At 69.6% G+C, this 17,327-nt stretch carries 17 protein-coding genes and 5 pseudogenes; 9 read left to right on the forward strand and 13 right to left on the reverse strand.

Annotated features, from left to right (window positions below):
• Positions 1-49: 49 nt before the first annotated feature.
• From pqqC to ABZ865_RS06550, 8 genes and pseudogenes are all read right to left on the reverse strand, one after another.
• Entirely contained in the window at positions 50-748 is a 699-nt protein-coding gene (gene pqqC / locus ABZ865_RS06515; protein ID WP_361224874.1) for a pyrroloquinoline-quinone synthase PqqC, read from the reverse strand.
• Between the two features lie 4 nt (positions 749-752).
• Complete coding sequence (pqqB, locus tag ABZ865_RS06520; RefSeq protein ID WP_361224877.1) at positions 753-1,658, reverse strand: pyrroloquinoline quinone biosynthesis protein PqqB; 906 nt, start codon at positions 1,656-1,658, stop codon at positions 753-755.
• A 124-nt stretch (positions 1,659-1,782) separates the two neighbouring features.
• Entirely contained in the window at positions 1,783-1,887 is a 105-nt protein-coding gene (gene pqqA, locus ABZ865_RS06525; protein ID WP_293988696.1) for a pyrroloquinoline quinone precursor peptide PqqA, read from the reverse strand.
• A 46-nt stretch (positions 1,888-1,933) separates the two neighbouring features.
• Positions 1,934-3,634 carry a PQQ-dependent dehydrogenase, methanol/ethanol family gene (locus ABZ865_RS06530; RefSeq protein WP_361224881.1) on the reverse strand — a complete coding sequence of 567 codons (1,701 nt, stop codon included), beginning with the start codon at positions 3,632-3,634 and terminating at the stop codon, positions 1,934-1,936.
• A gap of 22 nt (positions 3,635-3,656) precedes the next feature.
• Positions 3,657-4,118 (reverse strand): MSMEG_3727 family PQQ-associated protein, encoded by a 462-nt coding sequence (locus ABZ865_RS06535; protein WP_361224884.1) that lies wholly within the window; start codon positions 4,116-4,118, stop codon positions 3,657-3,659.
• A 200-nt stretch (positions 4,119-4,318) separates the two neighbouring features.
• A pseudogene (gene katG / locus ABZ865_RS06540) lies at positions 4,319-6,512 on the reverse strand (catalase/peroxidase HPI).
• A 134-nt stretch (positions 6,513-6,646) separates the two neighbouring features.
• Positions 6,647-8,041: a LytTR family transcriptional regulator DNA-binding domain-containing protein gene (locus tag ABZ865_RS06545; RefSeq protein WP_361224887.1), complete on the reverse strand. Its 1,395-nt coding sequence runs from the start codon at positions 8,039-8,041 to the stop codon at positions 6,647-6,649.
• Between the two features lie 454 nt (positions 8,042-8,495).
• Positions 8,496-8,645 (reverse strand): annotated as a pseudogene (locus tag ABZ865_RS06550) (transposase); the annotation flags it as partial.
• Here ABZ865_RS06550 and ABZ865_RS06555 point away from each other — a divergent pair.
• The 4 genes and pseudogenes from ABZ865_RS06555 to ABZ865_RS06570 form a co-directional block, all read left to right on the forward strand.
• Positions 8,606-8,980, forward strand: a pseudogene (locus ABZ865_RS06555) (HoxN/HupN/NixA family nickel/cobalt transporter); the annotation flags it as partial. The pseudogenes ABZ865_RS06550 and ABZ865_RS06555 sit on opposite strands and share 40 nt — an antisense overlap.
• Positions 8,981-9,108: 128 nt before the next feature.
• Positions 9,109-9,318 (forward strand): ferredoxin, encoded by a 210-nt coding sequence (locus ABZ865_RS06560; protein WP_359069246.1) that lies wholly within the window; start codon positions 9,109-9,111, stop codon positions 9,316-9,318.
• Positions 9,308-10,675 carry an FAD-dependent oxidoreductase gene (locus tag ABZ865_RS06565; RefSeq protein ID WP_361224891.1) on the forward strand — a complete coding sequence of 456 codons (1,368 nt, stop codon included), beginning with the start codon at positions 9,308-9,310 and terminating at the stop codon, positions 10,673-10,675. Before ABZ865_RS06560 ends, ABZ865_RS06565 begins: the two co-directional genes overlap by 11 nt.
• A gap of 34 nt (positions 10,676-10,709) precedes the next feature.
• Positions 10,710-11,906: a cytochrome P450 gene (locus ABZ865_RS06570; RefSeq protein WP_361224894.1), complete on the forward strand. Its 1,197-nt coding sequence runs from the start codon at positions 10,710-10,712 to the stop codon at positions 11,904-11,906.
• A gap of 171 nt (positions 11,907-12,077) precedes the next feature.
• Here the strand turns inward: ABZ865_RS06570 and ABZ865_RS06575 are convergent.
• Together ABZ865_RS06575 and ABZ865_RS06580 are read right to left on the reverse strand one after the other, a co-directional pair.
• Positions 12,078-12,218 (reverse strand): annotated as a pseudogene (locus tag ABZ865_RS06575) (glycosyl hydrolase family 65 protein); the annotation flags it as partial.
• Between the two features lie 192 nt (positions 12,219-12,410).
• Positions 12,411-12,620: a hypothetical protein gene (locus tag ABZ865_RS06580; protein WP_361224897.1), complete on the reverse strand. Its 210-nt coding sequence runs from the start codon at positions 12,618-12,620 to the stop codon at positions 12,411-12,413.
• 238 nt (positions 12,621-12,858) lie between these two features.
• On the opposite strand from ABZ865_RS06580, the gene ABZ865_RS06585 reads away from it, so the two are divergent.
• Both ABZ865_RS06585 and ABZ865_RS06590 read left to right on the forward strand, forming a co-directional pair.
• Positions 12,859-13,140 (forward strand): hypothetical protein, encoded by a 282-nt coding sequence (locus tag ABZ865_RS06585; RefSeq protein WP_361224900.1) that lies wholly within the window; start codon positions 12,859-12,861, stop codon positions 13,138-13,140.
• Between the two features lie 84 nt (positions 13,141-13,224).
• On the forward strand, positions 13,225-13,413 hold the full coding sequence (locus ABZ865_RS06590; RefSeq protein WP_361224903.1) for a hypothetical protein: 189 nt from the start codon (positions 13,225-13,227) through the stop codon (positions 13,411-13,413).
• A gap of 37 nt (positions 13,414-13,450) precedes the next feature.
• Here ABZ865_RS06590 and ABZ865_RS06595 read toward each other — a convergent pair whose 3' ends face one another.
• On the reverse strand, positions 13,451-13,654 hold the full coding sequence (locus tag ABZ865_RS06595; RefSeq protein WP_361224907.1) for a hypothetical protein: 204 nt from the start codon (positions 13,652-13,654) through the stop codon (positions 13,451-13,453).
• 192 nt (positions 13,655-13,846) lie between these two features.
• Positions 13,847-13,999 carry a hypothetical protein gene (locus ABZ865_RS06600; protein ID WP_361224910.1) on the reverse strand — a complete coding sequence of 51 codons (153 nt, stop codon included), beginning with the start codon at positions 13,997-13,999 and terminating at the stop codon, positions 13,847-13,849.
• Between the two features lie 34 nt (positions 14,000-14,033).
• Between ABZ865_RS06600 and ABZ865_RS06605 the strand changes: the two genes are divergently transcribed.
• The 3 genes and pseudogenes from ABZ865_RS06605 to ABZ865_RS06615 all read left to right on the forward strand — a co-directional run bounded on the left by ABZ865_RS06605 (position 14,034) and on the right by ABZ865_RS06615 (position 16,953).
• Positions 14,034-14,597: a GNAT family N-acetyltransferase gene (locus ABZ865_RS06605; RefSeq protein ID WP_361224914.1), complete on the forward strand. Its 564-nt coding sequence runs from the start codon at positions 14,034-14,036 to the stop codon at positions 14,595-14,597.
• Positions 14,598-14,749: 152 nt separating this feature from the next.
• The gene (locus tag ABZ865_RS06610; RefSeq protein WP_361224917.1) at positions 14,750-15,046 is read left to right on the forward strand and encodes a transposase family protein; all 297 of its coding nucleotides are present in this window, start codon (positions 14,750-14,752) and stop codon (positions 15,044-15,046) included.
• A pseudogene (locus ABZ865_RS06615) lies at positions 15,001-16,953 on the forward strand (N-6 DNA methylase). The gene ABZ865_RS06610 and the pseudogene ABZ865_RS06615 overlap by 46 nt, the downstream one beginning before the upstream one ends.
• A 102-nt stretch (positions 16,954-17,055) precedes the next feature.
• On the opposite strand, the gene ABZ865_RS06620 reads toward ABZ865_RS06615, so the two are convergent.
• Entirely contained in the window at positions 17,056-17,325 is a 270-nt protein-coding gene (locus ABZ865_RS06620; RefSeq protein ID WP_361224920.1) for a hypothetical protein, read from the reverse strand.
• Positions 17,326-17,327: the final 2 nt, after the last annotated feature.

Consider the following 17,327-nt stretch of genomic DNA (forward strand, 5'->3'; position numbering starts at 1 on the left):
TGGGTCGTTCCGGTATGGTTCGTTCCGGTATGGGTCGCGTGCATGGTGGTCACTCCGGGTAGGCCTGGTCGATGGCGTCCATCAGGCTCCACAGGACGTCGCACTTGAACGACAGCGCGTCGACGGCGCGCGCCTGGGACTCGGCGGAGAGGCAGTGCGCGGTGACCACCTCCAAGGCGTGCTCGCAGTCACGGGGAGCCTGCTCCAGGCGGGCACGGAAGTAGACAAGGCCCTCGGGGTCGATCCACGGGTACCACCGCTCGAACGCGGCCAGCCGCGCGGCCATCAGGTCGGGCGCGAACAGCTCGGTGAGCGAGGACGCCACCGCCTCCACCCACGGCCGGGTCCGGGCGAAGTTCACGTAGGCGTCGACGGCGAACCGCACCCCGGGTACCAGGTGCCGGTGGTCCTGCACCTGCTCGCGGGTCAGCCCGGCGGCCTCGCCCAGGCGCAGCCACGCCTCGATGCCGCCCTCGCCGCCGGCGCTGCCGTCGTGGTCGATGATCCGTCGGATCCAGCGGCGGCGGACCTCGAGGTCGGGGCAGTTGGAAAGGATCGCGGCGTCCTTGCGGGGGATGTTCTCCTGGTAGTAGAAGCGATTGGCCACCCAGCCCCGGATCTGCCGGCGGCTGAGTCGGCCCGCGTTCATCCGGACGTGGAACGGGTGCTGGTCGTGGTAGCGCCGCGAGTGGGCCCGCAAGATCTCGACGAAGCCGTCGGCGCCGGTTGTGGTGGTCGTTTTCGTCACGGCTCTAAACCTGGACCTCGAGGCCGTCCATGGCCACTTCCATGCCGCTCTCCTCCACGTTACGCCGCTCGGGCGCGCCCTCCAGGAGGATCGGGTTGGTGTTGTTCATGTGTACGAAGATCGTCCGCCCCACGCCCAGCGACGGGAGCTGCGCCAGGCTGCCGTCCGGGCCGTCGATGGGCAGGTGGCCCATCTCCCGGGACGTCTTGCCGGCCAGGCCGAGCCGTACCAGCTCGTCGTCACGCCAGCAGGTCCCGTCGATCAGCAAGCAATCGCAGCCCTCGATCTCCACGTGCAGCGCCGGTGTCAGCGATTGCACCCCTGGCAGGTACACCAGAGTCCCGCCGCTGCGCTCGTCGGCCAGCCGATAGCCCACGACGCGGCCGTGGTCCACCCCGGTTGCGAACCGGTCGCGCTTGACGGTGGGCACGTCGAAAGCCCGGCAGGACAGACCCTCCGCCAGGGCGAGGTCGGCGCCGGGGATCACCGCACGCCACTCGACCGGGCAGTAGCGCTCGAGCGTACGCAGAATCCCCGAGCCGTCGAACAGGGTCTTGCGCACCGCCTGAGTGGCGTACAGCCGCAGGGCGCGGGCCTCGCGCAACAGCAGCAGGCCCAGCGTGTGGTCCAGCTCGGCGTCGGTGAGCAGCACCGCCTCCAACGGCGTCGTCCGGTCGTCGCGCGGGTGCAGGTCTGGAAAGACCTCGATCTGGGCGCGTACGTCGGGCGAGGCGTTGATGAGGAACCACCGTCGTCGGTCGGCACTGACCGCGACCGACGACTGGGTGCGCGCGAGGCCGGCCCCGGAGCGGACCGCGGCGCACACCGGGCAGCCGCAGTTCCACTGCGGGGAGCCACCCCCCGCCGCCGAGCCCAGCACTCGCAGCAACACGCTGGCACTTCCGTTCATCGAGGATCCGGGTCCGTGAGGATCCAGGTCCGTGAGGATCCAGGTCCGTCGTCGGCGCGGCCGTCCGCGGCCGTCTCGAACCGTCGGAGGGCGCCGGACCAGGTCCGGCGCCCTCCCACCTCCGCTAGTCCTCCAGGTCCTCCAACTGAGCGAGGTACATGGTCACCTCGGCCGCGACTGCGATCTCGTCGAACTCGGGTGTCTCCCACACAGCGAGCTGAGTCTCCATGGAGTCACCTCCTCTCTGGCGGATGCGACAGGCTCCGGTCAACGCGCTATGACGGTTCCGGGAGAGCGAAGACGAGCAGGGCGCTTCCGTGCCCCGCGCCGAGCATGCCGGGGAGGAACCCCTCGGCCCATGCGCCCCAACCGACCGGCACGGCGACGTACTGCCTGCCGTCGACCATGTAGGTGCTCGGGCTGCTGTGGTGGCCGCTTCCGCACTGGAACTGCCACAGCTGCTCCCCGGTGCGGGCGTCGAGTGCGTTGAACTCCCCGGAGGGCTCACCGGCGAACACCAGGTCACCGCCGGTGGCCAGCACCGAGGCGCACATCGGGAGTTCGTTGCGCCAGCGCCACTTCTCCTCGCCAGTGGCGTCGAACGCGCTGATGGACCCCGCCATGTCCTCGATGTCCACCTGAACGCCCGCACCCCAGTACGGAATGCTCTCCTTGAACTCCCGGCGTCGCCGGGTGGCCGTGGCGCCGGTGTCCTGGACCGGGACGTAGAAGAGCCCGGTCTTCGGGCTGTAGGCCGCATGGGTCCATTCCTTGGCGCCGGCCGGACCCGGGTAGAAGTGGACCGGTTCTCCCTCCTTGTCCGGGTACACCTTCGCCGTCACCTCGCCGTTCCTCGTGATCGCTCCCCATGTGATGCGGTCCACGAAGGGGGTGATCCCGACCCTCTCGCCGTTCGTGCGGTCGAGGACGAAGAAGTAGCCGTTCTTGTCGAAGTGCCCGAGCAGTTTGCGCCCGTCCTGCTCGAACAGGATGCACTCGGCGATGCTGTCGTAGTCCCACACGTCGTGCGGGGTGCACTGGTAGTGCCAGCGGATCTGACCGCTGTCGACGTCGACGGCGATCACGCAGTCGGTGAAGAGGTTGTCGCCCTCGCGTACCTCTCCGTCGAAGTCGGGTGCCGGGTTGCCGGTGCCGACGTACAGCAGGTTCGTCTCCGGGTCGAAGGTGCCGGTGACCCAGCAGTTCGCCCCACCCCGTGCCCAGGCCTCGCCTTCGGCGGGCCAGGTCTCCGATCCCGGCTCCCCGGGCTTCGGCACCGTGTAGCAGCGCCACTGGTGCTCGCCGGTCTCGAGGTCGAACGCGTCGAGGTGGCCGCGTACGCCGAACTCGCCGCCGGAACTCCCGACGATGACCATGTTCTTCACGATCAGCGGGGCGAGCGTGGCGCTCTCCCCGGCCCGGACGTCACCGTAGGTCTTGTCCCAGACCCTCTTGCCGGTGGTGGCGTCGAGTGCGAGCACACGAGCATTCGCCGTGACGAAGAAGACCTTCCCCCGAGCCACGGCGACCCCTCGGTTCACGTTCCCGCAGCACAAGGAGACGTCGAAGGGGACCGCATGCTTGTACCGCCAGATCTCCACGCCCGTCTTGGCGTCAAGGGCCCAGACCCAGCCGTCCCAGCCGGAGAGGAACATGACCCCGTCGACAACGATCGGGGTGGCCTCGAACGAGTAGGTCGACGCGCCCGCGATCAGGCCGGTCGTGCCGGCCTGGAAGACCCATGCCGGGACCATGCGCTTGACGTTCTCCGTGTTGATCTGATCCAGGGGGCTGTACCGCTGCCCGTTGTAGGCGCCGTAGTAGGTGAGCCAGTTCTGGGGTTCCTCGCGGGCATTGAGGATGCGTTCGTAGGTGACTCCGGCCACTACCGGCGGCGCGACATCCCCGCCCGCGATCTTGCCGCTCAGGCTTCCCTGATCGACAGCCACGCCCGCGTCCACGTAGTCGACGGTCATTTCCTCCACCTCCTGCTTCCTGCTACGGCCGCGGCTGTTCGGGACGGTCGAGGCGAGCCTCCGGCGGAGCGTCTCCCAGGACGACGATGGCGCCGGTCAGCCCCCTGCCCTCGTCATTGCCCGTGGGCGAGCTGAACCAGTAGTAGCCCGGCCCGTCGAGGTTGAGGGTCGCGTGTCCGCGCGAGTGGTTCACGAGCCAGATGAACTTCCGGTCGCCATTGCTCGGCAGGAGCGCGCAGTGCGTGTTCATGTCGTCATTGATGATCTCGAGCTCGATATCGCCTCCATGGGGCATGACCAGAATGTCGGGATCCCAGGCCAGCTCATCCGGGTGGATGCGAATGGTGGCCTCCATGTGGCCATCCGATTTCTCAGTGGCCTGTCCAATGCGTCCGGTTCCCAGCACTTGCCCGAGCGCTGCCTTGTTCTGTGCGTCCAACCCGATCTTGTCCAGCAGGTCGGACCGCTGCTGCGCGGTCGTCATCGGGGCTTCACTCTCCTCATCCCGAATCCCTGTTTTTCGGAAGAAATGTTCTCCGAATCAACTTTGGCATTTCTTGCGTCGAATGAATCACGCCGAAAAGGGAGAGAATTTGGTATTCAATAAACACGCTACGCCGGATGAATCACACCGCCAAACGCGAGCGCCAGTCCGGGCTGCTCATGCCGTTCGTCCGCGACCGGCTACCGTTCGCACCCCGATGTGCCACCGTTGGGAGAAGCCGGACCGCATCGAGCGAGGTCGTACCGGTCGAGGTTCATGACCTTGGCCCACGCGGCAGCGAAGTCCTGCACGAACTTCTCCCGTGCGTCGTCGCTCGCGTAGACCTCAGCGATGGCACGCAGCTCGGAGTTCGAGCCGAAGACGAGGTCGACGCGGCTACCGGTCCACTTGACCTCGCCGGTAGCGCGGTCGCGGCCCTCGAAGGTTTCCGCGGTCGCGGATGTCGGCTTCCATTCCGTGCCCGTGGCGAGCAGATTCACGAAGAAGTCGTTGGTCAGCGACCCGGGCGCCGAGGTGAAGACGCCCAGCGGCGACTGCTGGTAGTTGGCGCCCAGCACCCGCAGGCCGCCCACGAGGACGGTCATCTCGGGCGCGCTCAGGTTCAGCAGGTTCGCGCGGTCCACGAGCAGGTGCTCCGACGGCAGCCGGTTTCCCTTGCCGCGGTAGTTGCGGAACCCGTCCGCGGTCGGCTCGAGCGGGGCGAAGGACTCCGCATCGGTCCACTCCTGCGTGGCGTCCGTGCGTCCCGGGCTGAAGGGGACCTGGACGTCGTGGCCGGCAGTCTCGGCGGCCTGCTCGACGGCGGCGGCTCCGCCGAGCACGATGAGGTCGGCCAGCGAGATCTTCTTGTCCCCGGTCCCGGAGCTGTTGAAGGACTCCTGGATCCCCTCCAGGATGTGCAGCACTTGTGCCAGCGTGTCGGGGTCGTTGACCTCCCAGCCCCGCTGCGGCTCGAGGCGGATGCGCGCGCCGTTCGCTCCGCCACGCCTGTCGCTGATGCGGAACGTCGAGGCCGACGCCCACGCGGTCGAGACGAGCTGGGAGACGGACAGGCCCGGAGGCGAGGACCTGCCTCTTGAGCGCGGCGACGTCAGCCGCCCCGACGAGCTCGTGGTCCACGGCGGGGACCGGGTCCTGCCAGATCAGCGTCTCCCTCGGGACCAGCGGTCCGAGGTAGCGCTGGATCGGGCCCATGTCGAGGTGCGTCAGCTTGAACCACGCCCGGGCGAACACATCCGCGAGGTGGTCCGGGTTCTCCAGGAAGCGTCGCGAGATCGACTCGTAGACCGGGTCCAACCGCAGCGCGAGGTCCGTCGTCAGAATCGTCGGGGCGTGTGTCGTCGATGGGTCATGGGCGTCCGGCACGGTGCCGGCCCCGCCGCCGTCGCGGGGGATCCACTGCCACAGACCGGCGGGGCTCAGCTCCAGGTCCCACTCGTAGCCGAACAGGGTCTCGAAGAAGCTGTTGTCCCATCTCGTCGGGGTGGGTGTCCACGTACCCTCGAGCCCGCTGGTGATGGCGTCCGTGCCCTTTCCGGTGCCGTAGCTGCTCTTCCAGCCCAAGCCCTGCTCCTCAAGGGGGGCGCCCTCGGGTTCGGGGCCGAGGTGGGCGTCCGGGTCGGCCGCGCCGTGGGTCTTGCCGAATGTGTGGCCGCCCGCGATGAGCGCGACGGTCTCCTCGTCGTTCATCCCCATGCGCCGGAACGTCTCGCGGATGTCCCGGGCGGCGGTGACCGGGTCCGGGACGGTGTTCGGCCCCTCCGGGTTGACGTAGATGAGGCCCATCTGGACCGCGGCCAGAGGGTTCTCCAGCTCCCGGACGCCGCTGTGGCGTTCGTCGCCGAGCCAGGCGCGCTCGGGACCCCAGTAGACGTCCTCGTCGGGCTCCCAGACGTCCTCCCGGCCGCCGGCGAAGCCGAAGGTCGTGAAGCCCATCGTCTCCAGGGCGCGGTTGCCCGCGAAGATCATCAGGTCCGCCCAGGAAATCTTACGGCCGTACTTCTTCTTCACCGGCCAGAGCAGCCGGCGCGCCTTGTCGAGGTTGCGATTGTCCGGCCAGCTGTTCAGCGGCGCGAAACGCTGCATGCCGGCGCCCGCGCCACCGCGGCCGTCGTCGATGCGGTATGTACCCGCACTGTGCCACACCATCCGGATCATGAGCGGCCCGTAGTGGCCGAAGTCGGCCGGCCACCACTCCTGCGACGTCGCCAGCACCTCGTCGACATCCCGCGCCAGGGCGTCGAGGTCGAGCGTCCGGAACTCCGCGGCGTAGTCGAAATCCTCGCCCATGAGGTCGGCCACGGCGGGATGTTTCCGGAGAATCGCCAGGTTGAGCCGGTTCGGCCACCAGTCGCGGGTGCTCGCGCCGCCCATCGCGTGACTGCGGTGCCCGGCCGAGGCTGAGAGGCCGAGGCCGCCCGCGCCCCGGACGTTCATCTCGCCGACAACGGCGTTCGGACTGTCGCACACGGGACTCTTCCTTCTGGGAACAGCGGTCGCCAGGCCGCTCAGATGTCCAGCGCGCGGCGCACGGCCGACGCGTTCCGCCGGGAAACCGGCACCATCTCGTTCGCCCGGTCGTCCATGACCAGAGACAGCTCGCCCTTGGGCCCGCGCTCTATCTCCCGGATGCGGCTGAGGTTGACCACATACCGGCGGTGCACCCGCAGGAAGCCGGCATCCGCCAGCTCACCTTCGAGCTTGTCCAGACTCAAAGAGGCGGCTCGCAATCGCCCCTGATCGGTGGAGAGCCACACATCGTTTCCCTGCGATTCGGCGAAGGAGACTTCCGGCAGCCGCAGCAGAACCATCCGGTTGTCGCGCATCGCGACCAGTCGGCGCGGCTGCGCCCGAGGGTGCGCGGCCCCCTCAGCCTGGGGCAACTGCGCCCCGTCGGAGGCACCGAACGAGACCAGGTTCCCGATCACGTGTCCGGACGAGAAGACGGGTCGGATGCTGATCGATGTCGGCTCGTCGGCGAGGTGGGCGAAGATCTGCGTCGAGCCGACCCAGTCAGGATTGTGGGCTGCCTGCCTGGTGGCATACCGGGCGGCTGTGATCAGTTCGGGCAGTCCTGGGTTCCATCGCAGCGTGGGGTCGACCGCCGGGGTGCAAGCCGGGACGCCCAGGAGCACGCTTGCCATGTCGTCGGCGATCACCACCTTGCCCGCGGCGTCCACCGCGGCGAGCGCCGCACTGGAGCGTGCCCTGGCCTGGGTGTAGGCCGCGACCAATTCGGCACCGCTGTCCCGGGCGCGCCTCTTCAGCGGGTACTGGGTCATGGTGGCCGCGTTCGCCAGCCAGCTTTCCGTGGACGCGGGAAGCCGGCTGCGCCAGCAGCAGATATTCAGGACCGCGATCGGTTCTCTGGTCACCACGTCGCGCACCGCGATGCCCGCGCCGACCCAGTTGTGGAGCGTCTGGCACCAGTGCTCCGCGCCCCTGATCGGTACCGGGCCGTGCGCCTCGAGCGCCGTGCCCATGCCGTTCGTACCGACGCCGCACTCGGACCAGCAGAACCAGGGCGCCAGATTGGAGTCGCCCGCTCTGGCGAGCGTGGCTTGATCACCCCACTCGGCCAGGATCCGGCCGGTGGCATCGGTGACAGTGACGACGCCACCGAGGTTGCCCACTTCATGTGCCACGGAGGCAGCACGAAAACCCAGCTCAGCGAATACGACATCGTGCTCGGGCGTATGGCTGGGCTCCGCGACGGCCACCGGAGCCTCGGTGAGGTGAGGATCGACCCGGTATTGCTCTCGGCAGCGATGCCAGGAGATCGCCACCAGGGGCCGGACATCCGGAACCTGATCCTCGCCCTGCACGAACCGTTCCCACGCCGCGAGCACGGTGCCGCCGGCCAGGTTCGCCGCGCCGGGCTCAAGCCGATGTACATCCCTCATGGTTCAGAACCGCCCTTGGTCCATCCCCAACGCCCGACGGCGTGCGGGCTGTCCGCGCCGGTCGCCGCTCGTCGCGGCCGGACCTGTGGCGGACTGGGCCCCGCGTCGCGCGTCGTCCCGCTTCGTCACTCGTTCCAGGCTGTGTCACAGGCCTGCACTCCCCACCCTAGGTACCGTTGTCGGCCTGCGCACGTCCCTCTCCAGGCCGCGTGCGCGAAATGCCACTTCCTGGCCGGCCATGGACAGCGCACCCGCGAGCGAGGTGCGCGGCACGGCAGGCGGTCCACCCGGTGGATCGGCACTACGTCCTCACGGAGATGCTGCTCGGCCTGGTGCTGGCCGGCTTCGCGGGGATTCTCGCCATCGAGACGTTCCTTTGACGCAGACACCTCACTCCTGCCTGCGCAGTGCGTTGATCCGGCGCAGCACGATCAGGCAACAGGCGAGCTTGAGGAACGCGCGGGATCGCGTCGAGCAGGGGCAGCAACTGCGTGACGTCGTCGCGGTTGCCGTCGGTCATCTGGACGGCGAACGCGGTGCCGTTTCCGTCGGTGATCAAGTGGTGTGCTGAGCCGGCCCGACCCCGGTCGACCGGCGACGGGCCCGCCGCCCCCTCCTGACCGTTGGCGACGCGAGGACACCGTCCGAACCGCCGGGCTGCTGGCCGTAATTGTCGCGCTGCAAGTCGTGGCCTGCGGGGTCTTCTTCGTGCTTGTGATCCCACATCACTATGAGGTTGGCACCGAGGCGTTCGGCGTCGGCCTCGGGATTACGGCCTACCCCCTCGGCATGCGGCACGCCTTCGACGCCGACCACATCGCCGCGATCGACAACACCACCCGCAAGCTGATGGCCGACGGGCAGCGGCCGGTGTCGGTGGGCCTCTGGTTCGCGCTCGGCCACTCCAGCGTGGTTGTCGCCATGGCGGCGCTGGTCGCGTCTCAGTGAGTGGTCAGTGGACCAGCCGCTGAGACGCGGCTTCACGCGGCCACAGCCCAGCGCGCGCCCGGACCTCTCCTGGACTAGAAAGGAAGGATGAGCCGGTGTGCCGGAGGGAGTGACCAGTGATGCAGATCCTGGTGGACCTCGCCCGTTGCCAGGGCTATGCGCAGTGCGTGTTCCATGCGCCGGAGATGTTCGAGCTGCACGGCGAGGAGGCGCTGCTGTACCACCCGGCTGTTCCCGACGAACAGCGCGAACGCGTGCTCCAGGCCGCGGCGGCATGTCCGGTCCAGGCCATCCTGCTGGGTGAGGGGGTGAGCCCTGGTGCCCGGTGACCTTCAGGAGGGCAGGATCGTCATCGTCGGCGCCTCGCTGGCCGGGCTGCGGGCTGCCGAGAAGCTCCGCGAGGAGGGCTTCACCGGTTCCCTGACCGTCGTCGGGGACGAGCCCCACCCGCCGTACGACCGTCCGCCACTGTCCAAGCAGGTGCTGTTCGGCAAGGTCCCGGCGGACGCGACCGTCCTGCCGATGCGCCGGGACCCGGAGGCCGAGTGGCGACTGGGCGTGCGCGCCACCGGACTTGACATGGCCGGGAAGCGGGTGCTGCTGGCCGACGGGGAGTCGGTGCCGTACGACCGCGTGCTGATCACCACCGGGACACGGGCGCGGCCCTGGCCGAATGCACAGGAGGCGGCCCTGGACGGGGTGTTCACCCTGCGCACGAGCGACGACGCAGGGCTCCTGGCCGAGCGGCTGGCCGCCGGGCCGCGCCGCGTGCTGGTGATCGGCGCGGGCTTCACCGGCTCGGAGATCGCCTCGGCATGCCGGGAGCGCGGCCTGGAGGTCACGGTCACCGAACGCGGTCCCGCGCCGCTGGTGGGCGCGCTCGGCGGAACGCTGGGGAAACTCGCCGCCGCCATGCAGCGCAACCACGGTGTGGACCTGCGGTGTGGGGTCACCGTCACCGCGCTGCGCGGCAACGGGCACTTCACCGGCGCGGACCTCTCCGACGGCAGCCGGATCGACGCGGACGTGTGCATCGTCGCCATGGGCGCGGTCCGCAACGTCGAATGGCTGGCGGAGTCCGGGCTGGCGGCCGGTCCTCGCGGGGTCGCCTGCGACGCTGGATGCCGGGCCTTCACCATGTACGGGCTCGTCACCGACAACGTCTTCGTGGCCGGTGACGTCTCGCGTTTCCCGCACCCGCTGTTCGACTACCAGATGCTGTCGCTCGAACACTGGCGCAACGCGGTGGAGCAGGCCGAAGTGGCCGCCCACAACATGGTCGCTCCGGAACCGCTGCGGCGCCCGCACCTGGCCGTCCCGACGTTCTGGTCGAGCCAGTTCGGCCTCAACATCAAGTCCGTGGGCGTCCCCACCTTCTCCGACCAGTTGGTCATCGCCCAGGGTTCGCTGGAGGCCCGCCGCCTTGCGGTGGTCTACGGCTATCGCGGCCGCGTGACCGCCGCGGTCACCGTCGACATGGCCAAGTCGCTGGAGTACTACCAGGATCTGATCGAGACCGCCGCACCGTTCCCGCCCGTGGCCGGTGCCTCCGATCGTCCGCCGGCGGCCGAGGTGCCGATCCCTTCCGATGTGCCGGACCCGAGCGTGCTCTCCCACGGCCCCACCGTCGCGCTCACCGGTCACCTGCCGGACCGCCGGCTGGTCATGATGCGGCCCGCCGGGTGACCCATCGCCCCGCCCGTCCACGAGGAGCCCCGCCATGACCGCCGACACCCTGCTGGAACGGATCACCGACTACGCCAACCGTCCCGACCCCTGGCCGCTGTACGCGGAGCTGCGGGAGGCCGGTCCCGTGGTGCCGCAGCACGACGGCAGCTACCTGGTCGGCACCTACCACGAGATCGTCGCCCTGCTGCACAACCCACGGATGAGTGTGGACCCGCGCAACCTCGACACGGCGTCGTCGGAGCAGGCACGCAGACTGCCGTTCCTGCGGCTCGACGACCCTGAGCACCACCGGCTGCGCACGCTCGCCATGCGGCCGTTCGGACCGCCGCACAGCCCCGGCCGGATCGACGCGATGCGCGGCGAGATCGCCCGGATCACCGAGGAGCTGAGCGAGTCGATCCGGGACCGCGAGCAGGTCGACATCGTCGACGACTTCGCGTATCCCCTGCCCGTCACCGTCATCTGCCGGCTGCTCGGCGTCCCGCGCGGGGACGAGCCGATGTTCCGGGAGTGGACGGACGTCCTCGTCGCGGCCGCCGACATCGGGTCCGGCGACGACACCGCGCAGCGGCAGAATGCGGCCGTACAAGCCCAGCAGGAGATGGGCGGGTACCTGCTGGGCCTCGCCCAGCAGCGTCAGGGCCGTCCGACCGACGATCTGCTCTCCGCCTTCGTCAACGAACCCGATCCCGCCCAGCGGCTGACCCCCGACGAGCTCGCGGAAACGGCCATACTCCTGCTCATCGCCGGACACGAGACCACCGTCAACCTGATCACCAACGGCGTCCTCACTCTGCTGCGCCGGCCGGACCAGCTGGAGAGGCTGCGCAACGATCCCGGCCTGCTGCCGCGCGCGGTGGAGGAACTCCTGCGCTACGAGCCCCCGGTCCACATGCGGGAGCGCATCCCTCTCGCCGACGTGGACTTCGCGGGCACGACCCTGCCCAAGGGCGCGTCCGTGATCGTTGCGCTGGCGTCGGGCAGCCGTGACCCCAAGCGGTTCCCTGAACCGGACCGGTTCGACCCCACCCGCCCGGACAACGAGCATCTCGGCTTCTGCAGCGGTGTCCACATCTGCTTCGGGGCACCGCTCGCCCGCATCGAGGCCCAGACCGCACTCGGCGCGCTGATCCCCCGCCTCGGCGCCGCGTCCCTGGTGCAGGACCCTCCGCCCTACCGGACCAACGCCATGCTCCGCGGCCCCCGCCACCTCCCCGTCGCGTTCTGACCCGAGATCTGCGCGCCAGGCGCTCGTCGGCAGTTCCTGTGGTGCCGCCCGGTCCTCCTCCTCGACGGGCAGGCCCACCGGGCGGCGGCCCGGCGGCTGTTGCGGCTCGGGGCGCACAGGTGCGGGCGGGATCCGGCGGTCCACCGGGGTGTCGGCGGTCAGGGTCGTCGGCTCCCCGTGATGCAGCACGACCAGCGGTTCGCCGTCCAGCAGGCGGTAACGCGCATGGGGCGAGCCGATGTCCACCTTCAGCCTGCATCCGCGTACCAGCAGCGTGAACGCCACCCGCTCGGGCGGCATCTCGGACCGCATGTCCCCGGCTATGTCGACCAGCAGGCGTACCGCGCGCTCGAGTTCAGCCGGCGGGCGTGGACACGAGGTCGGCCCCACGCGTCGGTCGTTCTGCTGACGGCGTACGAGGGTGAGGGATCGGCCTTCAGGAGGAGGACGGGCGGTCTGGGTGGGTATCCCGTCGCGATGAGATCCCCACCCAGCCGTCACTCGTCATTCGACGACGCGGAACCATTCTGATTCGGGCTCGTCGAGGATGCCCTCTCGCGTCATGTCACGGCATGCCCGCACCAGGTCGTCCCTGGGCGGAACGGGGGTCATGCCGACGCTTCGCGCGAAGACCCCCAGGCGCCAGGCGTCGAACGCCTCCGAGCCGTCGAGGAGCAGGTCCGCCTCGATCTGAGCGCCGTCGGGTCCGGCCATCCGGCATCCGCGGCCATTGTCGTCTGCTGGACCACCATGGGCACACCGACGCACGATCCTGCCGAGGGCTCCGGGGAAGCGGCCCAGGACTTCTCCCGACGCAACGGCGGCGTGCACGCGGTGTCTGGACGGCAGCGGCCGCCGGGACGTGGTCGAGCCCGGAGCGATCACCACCGGTAAGCAACTCGCCTCGGACGGTGCCGGGCTCCTGTACTGGGGCGATCGTGAGGGCTGCCGGGTGAGCCGAGTTCGGACGGACGGCAACGGCCTGACCGACCTGGTGGTCAACCCGGCCGGCGACATCTCGCAGGGATGCGTGGGCGTGGCTGTGGGCCCCGTACGCGGGCACCTCTACTGGACTCAGAAGGGCCCGGCCAAGCGCGGCCAGGGCCGTATCTTCCGCTCCGGCCTCGAACTCCCCGCCGGGGAGAGCCGCGAGCGGCGCAGCGACATCGAACTGCTCTGGACGGGCCTGCCCGAGCCGATCGACCTATACCTCGAGGGCGACTGGCTCTACTGAACCGACCGCGGCGCTCCTCGGGCTGGCAACGCCCTCAACCGGGCACCGGTCCCGGCGTCGGGCGCCTCCGGCGGTGGACCGCAGATGCTGGCGAGCAGGTTCGCCGAGACGATCGGCCTGGCCGTCGACGTCGACGCGGGCACCGCCTACGTGTCCGACCTCGGTGGACACATCCGCGCCGTCCCGCTGCCCGGCGGCCCGGCCGACGGGCGGGGGGAACGCGACATCGTGTCCCTCCCCCACCCGCTGACCGGCATCGTCGGCATCAGTTGACCCGCACGCCCACATGGCCGGCCGGACGGCCAAGGACCTAAGGGGGCCGCGCAGGTAGGCGGCCTTTCGTGGTGCCGTGCTTCTCCTCGTAGCGTTCCATCGCTTCCCGCACCGAGGGCGGTGGAGGAACTTCGCGGAACTCCCCGCCTTGCGGTGCTTCAGCTTCGCCGGCTTGTGTGTGGGAGTGGATCTGCTCGTGCACCGGGTAGACGTCGACCGCCACGACGTTGTTGACGTTCACCGCCCGGCTTCACCATTGCGCAAGCCGCGGCCCACCATCATGACGATCTCGAGAGCAAGGATGTGATCCGCGGCGGTCAGCGCCGCAAGCCGGACACCGTCCGACCCGATGCTGACCGGCGGAGCATCGGCCTGTATTCGTCTAACGGGCCTGGGGGAAATTGAGCTTCGGGCGTGCTGGGCTGGTGGGTGATCAGCAGGCGGTGTCGCGGACGAGGACGAGTTCGGTGCTCGTCCGGCGGTGGGTGGCCCGCTGCGCGGATCGGTCGGAGACGAGCGAGACGATCGCGAGATGAGTCTCGGCGTAGGTATCGCGGCGTCCGTGCGGCCGTCTCCATTCCGCCAAGGCCGTAAACCGGTGGACAGCTCTCCGGCTCTGGGTGAGCATCACCGCGATGAACAACGAACCTCTCTCCGCCCCCAAACGCGTCCGTTTCGTCGAGCTCAGCGCAAAGGCACTGCGGGCGCTTGCCGACGGTGACCTCGCTGGCGGCAGCGCCGAGGCCGGGGTCGCCCTTGACGAACACTTCGTCGGTGAGCGAGCCCGCTGGATCTTCGGCTACCGCGCCGACCAGCTCGCCAAGGACCCCTCTGCCGCGCCCTGGATCACGCGTGCCGCGGTGTCCGAGCCGGACGGGGTCGTCGTTGGCGACGCCGGGTTCCACGGGCCGCCGGATGAGGCCGGCATGGTCGAGGTTGGCTATACCGTCGTGCCCGGGTACCGCCGCCAGGGCTATGCCCGCGCCATGCTGAGGGCGTTGCTCGTCAGGGCCGCGGCCGACCCCGACGTCAGGACCGTGCGCGCCAGGATCGGATCCGACAACACCGCCTCCCTGGCGTGCATCGAGGGCTTCGGCTTCACGCGCATCGGCGAGCAGGGGGACGAGCGCGACGGACTCACGATCATCTTCGAGGTCCCGGCAGACGCCATTCAGGCCGGGTAGCTTTACGGTCTCGGCGGACATGGTGATCGTCCCGGTCGGGCCGTGACATGAGAAGGGCCGCACGGGTTGGGCGAGTTGTGAAGCTGACCTGGGCCCGTACGGCCTGTTCCCATCCTGCCCTGTCCGGCGTCTCACGCGCACATTCCGGCGAGTTGTTCGCCGAACTCGCCACGGCATGGGAGGCTGCGCGGCAGTCCGCGCTCCGCGAGGCCCGGGGCGGGGAGCGTCGGAGGGCGGAGGGTGCCGGCAGAAAGCCCAAGCTGGTCTTCCTCGATCGGCTGCTGGTCACCCTGGTCCATCTGCGCCATCAGTTGCCGCATGTGGTGCTCGCCGAGCTCTTCGAGGTGGATCGCTCCACCGTCTCCGCGGCCATCCGCCGGGTCCGCCCGCTGCTGGCAGCAGCCTGGCCGAGATCGCCCGGATCGCCGGCGTCGGGCGAGCCGCGGTGAGCAACTGGCGCCGCCGCCATGACTCCTTCCCCACGCGGATCGGGGGCACCGACGTCAGCCCGCAGTTCTCGCTGGCCGAGGTCGAGCAGTGGCTCAGGGACAACGGCAAGCTCCAGCAGATCGGCGGCAGGGAGCTCCTCTGGCCACGTTTCGAGGTCCTGGGCAGCCGGAACGAGTCGGGCCTGGCCGTGGCAGAAGCGGCCCGCCGTATGCGTTCCTCCAGGGTGCGGATCGCTCATCACGAACTGTCCGCCCAGGCCCGTGACCTGGTGGCGGAGGCTGCGAAGCTGGGGCGGGAGGAGGGACCGCGCGAGACTTTCGAGTTCCTGCTGCAGCGGTGGCTGGAAACGCACGTCCGGCAGCTCAGCACCACGCCGCCGCCCCTCGCCACGCTGATGAGCAGGATCGCTCTGACCGTCCGTCTCGGTGCGGGAGACGGCGGTCTGACTCCTCGATCCGGCGTGCGGCACAGGGCACCTGGCCGCCGCGGCCGCGCAGGAGTACGACGGGCCCGGGCTCGAACTGCTCGGCTGCGAGCGGGACCCGGCGCTGGCCGCGCTGGCGTCCGCCCGGCTCGACTTCGTCGCGGAGGACCGTGACATCCGCACCCGGGTCGCGACGGCCGACGCACTGCGGGAGGATCCCTTCGCCGGAGCCAGGGCCGACATCGCGCTGTGCAACCCACGTTCAACGAACGCGACTGGGGATACGAGGAGCTCGCCACCGACCAGCGCTGGACCCATGGACTGCCCCCGCGGACCGAGCCCGAGCTGGCCTGGGTGCAGCACCTCCTCGCCCACCTCAAGCCCGGCGGCGCCGCGGTGGTCGTGCTTCCGCCCGCGGTCGCGTCACGCAAGGCGGGCCGCCGTATCCGCGGCTCTCTGCTGCGCACCGGAGCACTCCGGGCAGTCGTGTCCCTGCCCCCGGGAAGTGCCCAACCGCACAGCGTGTCACTGCAGTTGTGGATCCTGCGGACGGCGCCGGACAGCCCGTCGGCCGCTCCCCCGAGCCAGGATGCACTCCTCGTGGACGCCACACGCTTCGCGCGACCGGGAACGCGCGAGCCGAGCCCCGACTGGAACGCCCTCGGCTCGTTCGTCCTCACCGCACTGGCGGCCCTCGACCACCCCGGCCAGGAGCCGCCGGAGGGCGCCGTTCGCGTCCCCCTCCTCGACCCCCTCGACGACGAGGTGGATGTCACCCCGGGTCGCTACACCGCATCGGCGACGGAACCCTCTCGCAAGGAGCTGTCCGCGAAGTGGGACGAGTTCGGGTCGCTGCTGACCGATCTGGCCGATCACGCGCAGCACCTCTCCGAACTCGACGTGGAGGGCGGCGCGTCCGCGACCACGGCGACCGTCGGGGACCTGGTCAAGGCCGGTGCCCTCACACTGCGCGCCGGTCAGCAGCCTCCGGAGACGGCGGAACCTGTCGGCGGGGCCACCGTGCCACTCCTCACCATTGCCGACCTCCTGCACGACGGCAGCCCCGGCGGACTCCTTTCCGCCGACTCGGCGCACGCCGCCGCGGAGGAGGGTGACGTCGTGGTAGCCGGAGTGATCCGGGCCTTCAAGGCGTGGGTGCACGAAGGGCCTCCGGTGGCACTCGGTCCCCAGCTCTACGCCCTGCGGGTGGACTCGGAGAAGCTGGACGCCCACTTCCTCGCGGGCTGTCTGCGTGCTCCCGCCAACGGCCGCCAGGCAGGCACCCACGCCTCCAGTTCCTCCCGGGTCGACATCCGGCGCCTGCAGGTACTCCAGCTTCCCTTGGAGAGGCAGAGGGTGTACGCGGAAACCTTCCGCCGCCTCAGGGCCTTCGAAGCGCTGCTCGCCAGGGCGCATGGCGCGGGTTCGGGCCTGGCGAGCGACTTGAGTGATCGACTTGCCGCAGGCGGTCTGACCGCCTGAGGGACACCACCCGGTTCCTCGAGCGCCCGGCCGCACGCGTCGCCGGCACCCTGAACGCCTGCTCGTTCCTGATGCCGGGCATGCGCTCAGGGCGAGAAACCTTCACTTTCGGTCTCTGTATCCCTCGATGTGTTCGGCGATTTCTTCCAGAGCCTCCGCTCCGATGACCTGCTCCAAGGCGTCGCCCACAAATTCACGGGCTCGAGCCAGTCGCGCAGGGAGGCCGTACTCCACCACATATTCAAGGAGTATGCGGGGATCTTCTCCTGCTCCAATTCGTGACAGCACCCGATCCAGAGACACGACGTACTCCTCCAGATCCCGGAACAGTTCGGTGAATCCTGCCAGTTCCACCGGGACGCTTCGATTCACGT

This window comes from Streptomyces sp. NPDC047085 (assembly GCF_040643735.1).
Lineage (GTDB): Bacteria > Actinomycetota > Actinomycetes > Streptomycetales > Streptomycetaceae > Streptomyces.